This window comes from uncultured Gimesia sp. (assembly GCF_963976445.1).
Taxonomy (GTDB): domain Bacteria; phylum Planctomycetota; class Planctomycetia; order Planctomycetales; family Planctomycetaceae; genus Gimesia.
In genome coordinates, this window is sequence record NZ_CAXBKP010000041.1 from 22,650 (window position 1) to 29,043 (window position 6,394).

The window sequence follows — 6,394 nt, forward strand, 5'->3', positions numbered from 1 at the left end:
GTAGAAGAATTACATCGGCAGATACTTCCTATGTCCCCTGCTTTGACGAGAATAGGTAGGAGGTGTATCACTCTACCGTTTCAGCGTGATGGTTTGAGGTTCAACCCCCAGTTGTAGTCGAGGTACTTCACGGTTACATTCTGACCAGTCAAAAGGGGCCGTGAAGATTTTGGGGAAAATTTAGCAATATAGCGAAGCTGTTCTGATTGCGTTGATCCGAAATCGGTAGCGAACCAGTCCAGAATGGAGCTGAGGTATATGGTGTTTTGGGTTGGCTTGATCTGAAAATGTTTCTGATGCTGGAAGAAATCAATGGCATTGGCAGTCAATTGTGCATCGGTTTTTTCCATTGTATAGGCTTCGTTCCGCAGCTTTGGACAGCCGATGGAAGCACAGACAATCGCAAAATGAATACGGGGCTCATTCATCTTACGTAAAATATCGTGTTCTATTTGGTTTAAAGAGTGATTTTTTCCGCCTACCACCAGAGGCAGATCGTTCCAAATGTTATATCCGAACACTTTCGCCGTATGATTGCGAATGCTGGATGTGGGATAAACCTGCATGATCCCCTCCAGCGTGAGCGCGTTGTATGCGTTAATCCAGAACGCGAGCTGAGCCTGTTTCGAAGCTGTTGCACGCGGATTTGCCCGGCTGAGATGCTTCAGGTAATTCTGCAGGGCACTTCTATCCGTTTGAGATGCTTTCCATGCGGCATAATTGACCATGCCTTCTGCATCCACATGCTTTTTTAATAGTCGATCAAAGGTGCTATGATCGATTTGTGTCATAGAGATCTGTTGATTGGCAGGCCAGTGTTGCCCGATCGCTTCTGCAGCCTCCCCACGATGACTTTGAGGTAGACTGAGCAGCATGATTCCAAGTGCCCGCATTGCTGATCTTGAGAGCGATTTCAATCCTGACATGATTCCGGTGATCCTCCATGAATAAAGAAAGCGGTTTGCGTCTGAATTAATTATCGTGCCTCTCGAAAAATGAATCTGTGAGTTAACGCACAACTCCTTCAGGTGCTGCCGGGCTTCAGGATCCTGCGGGGGGAAACCACGGAAAAGCAAGCGAGTTAACATCTACCCTCTGCTGCAAAAGAAGTGGGAATTTTGGCTGAAATCAATAATCCGCAGTTTAAATTCTGCGGGAAATGTGAGATAACTCACAGAACGAGAGGAAATCTCTGTTTAGTCTTGATGCCTTAAATGAATTCTCATCAATCCCCCTAATAGAAACTCTGAGGTAATCCATGAAACGCCCTGAGATCAATCGACGCGATTTTAACCGCCTGACATTTGCTGCGTTCGGCGGAATGGTGGCTGGTTCGATGACCGGTTGTAATAAACCAGCTCCGCCAGCCTCTAAGGCACCTGCTGAAGACGCAGAAGCAGGCAGTTCGACCAAGGACGAGCATGACCATGCAGAAGAGGAGACGACCGATAAAGATGTCAGCCTGCTGATGAAAGAGCCTCATGTCTGTCGTGGTCTCAATACCTGCAAAGGAACATACGCGGGTGTGGAAAATGATTGTGCCGGCCTGGGAGCCTGTGCTACGGTTGCTGACCACGCTTGTGCTGGAGCAAATGAATGCAAAGGCCAGGGTGGCTGCAGTACGAACCCCGGCATGAACTCCTGCAAAGGAAAGGGAGCTTGTCATATTCCTTTGATGGAAGATGCCTGGAAACTGGCCCGTGCTGAATTTGAAAAAGGCATGGAAAAAGCGGGTAAAAAAGTCGGTCCCGCTCCCGCTGCGAAAAAGAACTAACGTTTGATTTAAGACTTCAAAAACAGGCTCCTCGATCAATTCACTTGATGGGGAGCCTGCTTTTTCATGTCAGCCAGAATGCAATACTCCTGTGATCTCCCCATAAGCAGAGCGCATCGCAGGAAGGGAGTTGTGACTTATGTTGAAACCACGTCTCGGGCATGACAATCTGGGTTTGGGAGTGGGCCTGCGAACCGTCCACTTCTCCCATATTCTGGAACAGCAGCCTGAAGTGGACTGGTTTGAAATCATTTCAGAGAACTTCATGGACTCCGCTGGCAGGCCACGGCATGTACTGGAGCAGATCGCCGAATGCTATCCGATCGTCATGCATGGCGTCTCCCTGTCGATAGGCAGTACCGACCCGCTCAATCGCGAGTATCTTCAGAAACTGAAAATGCTTGCTGAGTCAGTCAACGCGCGCTGGGTCTCCGACCATGTCTGCTGGACCGGTGTCGCGGGACGCAATTCGCATGATTTGCTGCCCATTCCCTACAATGAAAATACACTGTCCCATATTGTGAAACGCATTCGGACCGTGCAGGAAATTCTCGAGCGACCTCTTGTTCTGGAAAACCCAAGCAGTTATCTCGAATTCCAGGATTCTACGATGAGCGAGTCCGAATTTGTCTGCCGCATGGCGGAAGAAGCAGACTGTGGTTTACTATTGGATGTGAATAACGTTTATGTTTCCAGCGTAAATCATGAATTTGATCCGGTAGAATACATTGAAGCGATCCCTGCCGAACGGGTCGTGCAATGTCATCTGGCAGGACACACCAATTGTGGGACGCACTTAATCGATACACATAACGGACGGGTAATAGATCCTGTCTGGAACCTGTTTCATTTAATGCACCAGCGCACCGGCGGCGTCTCAACTTTGCTGGAGTGGGATGCGGATATTCCGCCGTTTCCTGTCGTACACCAGGAAGTCCTGAAAGCACGAATATATATGGATGCGCATTTGCCTCTAGGTGAACCGGTTATTTCAGAAGCCGTGGTTGCTGATACTTCTGCGACAGCGATTCCTCATCCGGCCTCGTTTATTACGGCTGAAGTCGAATGAGTCATCAACCACGTGATCTGGAACAGATACAACATTGGATGCAAACCATCATCAGTTGGCCGGGCGGCGTTGAAGACGGCATCGCTTCGGAAGCTGCGCAAAGCAGGATTCCACTGGAGCCGGACGCGCTGGAAACAGTGATCACCGCTTCCAGCCAACTAACGAGTCTGGAACGAGTCGGAATCTATGCCAACGCCTATTATGCCCGTCTCCTTGAATGTTTGAGCGAGGAGTATCCGGCCCTCGTAACTGCGATGGGCAAGCAGGCATTCGGTGTATTCTGTATGGAGTACCTGCAGAAATACCCTTCCGCCAGTTATACACTCGCAGATCTGGGAGCCCGGTTCCCACAGTTTTTAAGAGAGCATAGACCCCCTGCAGAGGTAGGTGAGGACGAAGTCAACTGGACCGATTTTCTGATTGAACTGGCTACTCTGGAGCGTGTTTACAGCGAAGTCTTTGATGGTCCCGGCATCGAACAGGTAACCCTGCTGACAGCAGAGGCTTTGAATGCCATCGCCCCGGAAGACTGGCCTGATCTGAGGCTCAAGATGGCGCCCTGTTTTCGACTGATGCAGTTTCAATATCCCGTCCATGAATTTATAACCAATGCCAGAAAGGGAGACGCGCCGACTATTCCCGAGCAACAGACAACGTCTCTGGCGATTACACGTCGCAATTTTGTCGTGCGTCGCGAAGCCGTGACTCCTGCGGAGTATTTCCTGCTTTCCCGGTTGCAAGAGGGATTGCAGGTCGGCGAGGCAATCACGCAACTTGCGGAATCAGGACTGATGGAATTCGAGGACTTAGGGAACCAGCTCCACGAGTGGTTCAAACATTGGACCGCCTCCGCGTTCTTTATTGATGTCTGCTAAGGGAGTGTTTGGTTTGAGTTGCATGGTAACTCAACTTTTCCCCTCTTGCGCGCGTTCGCTCGTCGGCTAAAGACGGCGCTTAGATCAGGCCGATTTTAAAGTTCTGCCTTTTTCGCTCAAAATCGTGCCTGTTGCGTAATATGGGTCAACCGGGGGCTAAGGGCAGAAAATACGTGCTGAAATTTACTCTTATTTCTACTTTCGAGGGCGTTTCCAATCAAAATTTTGGGGGCTTTTCCGTATTGACACCAGCACCGCTTAAACCGCCGACTCTCCCCGCATTGACACAAAATCGACTCGGAATTACAGTCCCGACTTAGAAAATTTGGTTCACGGAATGAGTTCCGGGTTTTGTGACTTTTTCAAATGAGTTGATCTGCAGATTGGTTGTCAGGGAGGGCAGCAATATGAAGGGCATTATAATGTGTTGTGTCGTGATGTTGCCGGCAATTAAAATTTCGGGATGTACCCAGCAGACATCTTTGCCTCCCGTTACGATTAATTCGCCTTCACCGATGCCTCAATATCCGCCTTTGGCTGCGAGGCCGGTGCCTCCGGGGGCCCCCTTGTTTACAACTCCACCAACCATCGCCATTGAGCCGCAAAATCCCTGGAAACCCGAAGCGGAAGTACGTGAGTGGGAATATATCGTGATTCATCATACCGCATCCTCAAAAGGGAGCGTGGAGAGTATTCATGATTTACATAGCAAGAAAAAAGACAAATCTGGCAATTCGTGGCTTGGCATTGGTTATCACTTTGTGATTGGAAATGGAAACGGGATGCCTGATGGGGCGATCGAGTCTACATTTCGCTGGCGCGAACAGATGCATGGGGCACACGCAGGAAATAATAAATACAACCAGAAAGGGATTGGCATTTGCCTGGTGGGAAATTTTGAAGAGGCCCCCCCTTCGGAAGCACAACTGGCCGCCGTCAAAAATCTGGTCGGTGTGCTCAAAGCAGAATACAAAATTACCGGTGAAAACGTACAAGGGCATCGCGATGTCAAAGCAACTGCCTGCCCCGGAAAATATTTCCCAATGAGCGAAGTGGCTGCTGCTATAGACCGGCCTGTATATGGGGCGACATCCCCACAAACGACAGCACGGCCCGCAAACATCGAACTGGCTCAGGAATAAACGACTGTTACTCCCCACATTTAAGACTTACCTCAGATTCAACCACTGAAAGTAAAACGAGAATGGATTATACGCAGCGTCTTAAATGGATTGAAAATGGATTTAATGCCGACAGACCAGGCTTAAGCCCCTCTCTGCTCGAAGATCGAATGACAGAGCCCCCTGCTCCGTCTGAGTCTTTGATTAAATTACCGCTGAAGCACGTCGCCCTGTTTCGGCCGGAACATTATGAACCTGGATACGCTTATCCCCTCGTCATCTGGTTGCATCCCGATGGAGATTCTGAGCACGCTTTACATGAAATTATGCCACAGATCAGTACGCGGAACTATCTGGGACTTTCGTTCCGTGCTCCTGCCATCAACCCGAAAGCACCGGAAAAAGGCTATTACTGGCCCGACAGTCACCTGTTTGTGAAACAGTTTGCTAACCAGCTTCAGCAAACGGTGCAGGAGCTGACGAAAGTATTACATATCCATGAGCAAAGAATCTATCTGGCAGGCACAGGTACAGGCTGCTCAGTCGCTACGAAACTGTTACTACAGATGCCCCATTATTTTGCTGGAGCCGCTTTGTTTAAGGGACGCTTCGGTAAAACCGACTTCCAGAACGTTAGCAGCGTCAAATTGAAAAACAAACGGATTCTGCTGGATCATTCACTGGCAAATGCGCCAGACGATCCAGTCTCTGCATCATTGGTCGCAAGGATGTGGCAAAGCACCGGCGTTCAAATGCAGTCGGTCAATTCATTGAAAGCTGAGCTGAGCCACGAATCCGAACTGATGGCGGCTCTGAATCGCTGGATTATGGAAGGGGTTTCGACGGCCCGCCTCGTCTGAGAAGTCACTTTCGCGTACAAAGCAATGTACATGTACAGTGCCAGTTGCGACGATTAATCCGTTTATGTTGAAGTTTCCTGTTGTGACGCCCCTGCTCAGGCCGATGAGTAAATTGGTATCCTGAATATTTCAGAATGGATACGCTAACAGACAGCCCATGCTGGGCTGATCGCTTTATTCTACCGATTGGCAAGGAGAGAACTATGATGGTGCGGCGTCTCATGCTCGCAGGATTGTTCCTGTTTGTGGTTGGGTTGGCCACGTCTACCTTTTCGCCTTCCGATGCAATGGCGGCTGGTCGAGGACAACCTACTGACTGGAAACGATTTTACTACTACCCCTATGTGTACTATCCCCAGAACTTCCAGAAACCACAGGGAAGCTACGACAATCTCTATTACCGGTATCCGGAAAATATGAGAATCCCGGTATACAACCAGGATTGGCACAATTTCTATCCCAGTGAGCGTCCCTACCACAAAGGGAATCACTTCAAACTTGACGTATTTTAAGATCGCTCACACGAAAGTGTGAGCAGACAGCAACGAATTTGCACACGCTTTCTTCTGATGGTGTGTCTCCAATTGAGCGCTAGTTGCTCCTGAGCAACAATTAAGCCTGCGAGTCGACTCGCAGGCTTTTTTTATTGTGCGTCAGGCATGACGCGCAGCGTCAAGACCTGACGCTGTCAACCG

Annotated in this window: 7 protein-coding genes; 6 read left to right on the forward strand and 1 reads right to left on the reverse strand. The window is 49.4% G+C overall.

The genetic code is table 11. The features are described from left to right. Positions 1-80: 80 nt before the first annotated feature. Positions 81-926 (reverse strand): DUF547 domain-containing protein, encoded by an 846-nt coding sequence (locus AAC022_RS26050; RefSeq protein WP_339736047.1) that lies wholly within the window; start codon positions 924-926, stop codon positions 81-83. A 332-nt stretch (positions 927-1,258) separates the two neighbouring features. Here AAC022_RS26050 and AAC022_RS26055 point away from each other — a divergent pair, with 332 nt between their 5' ends. From AAC022_RS26055 to AAC022_RS26080, 6 genes are all read left to right on the forward strand, one after another. Beyond that, positions 1,259-1,774: a hypothetical protein gene (locus AAC022_RS26055; protein WP_339736049.1), complete on the forward strand. Its 516-nt coding sequence runs from the start codon at positions 1,259-1,261 to the stop codon at positions 1,772-1,774. Between the two features lie 139 nt (positions 1,775-1,913). Then, positions 1,914-2,843, forward strand: coding sequence for a DUF692 domain-containing protein (locus tag AAC022_RS26060; RefSeq protein WP_339736051.1), 930 nt, complete (start codon positions 1,914-1,916; stop codon positions 2,841-2,843). Next, a complete protein-coding gene (locus tag AAC022_RS26065; protein ID WP_339736053.1) occupies positions 2,840-3,718 on the forward strand; it encodes a DNA-binding domain-containing protein in 879 nt (292 codons plus the stop codon). The genes AAC022_RS26060 and AAC022_RS26065 overlap by 4 nt, the downstream gene beginning before the upstream one ends. Before the next feature lie 407 nt (positions 3,719-4,125). Further along, a complete protein-coding gene (locus tag AAC022_RS26070) occupies positions 4,126-4,860 on the forward strand; it encodes a peptidoglycan recognition family protein (RefSeq protein ID WP_339736055.1) in 735 nt (244 codons plus the stop codon). Between the two features lie 62 nt (positions 4,861-4,922). After that, positions 4,923-5,699, forward strand: coding sequence for a hypothetical protein (locus AAC022_RS26075; RefSeq protein WP_339736057.1), 777 nt, complete (start codon positions 4,923-4,925; stop codon positions 5,697-5,699). A gap of 203 nt (positions 5,700-5,902) precedes the next feature. Next, positions 5,903-6,211 carry a hypothetical protein gene (locus AAC022_RS26080; protein WP_339736059.1) on the forward strand — a complete coding sequence of 103 codons (309 nt, stop codon included), beginning with the start codon at positions 5,903-5,905 and terminating at the stop codon, positions 6,209-6,211. Positions 6,212-6,394: the final 183 nt, after the last annotated feature.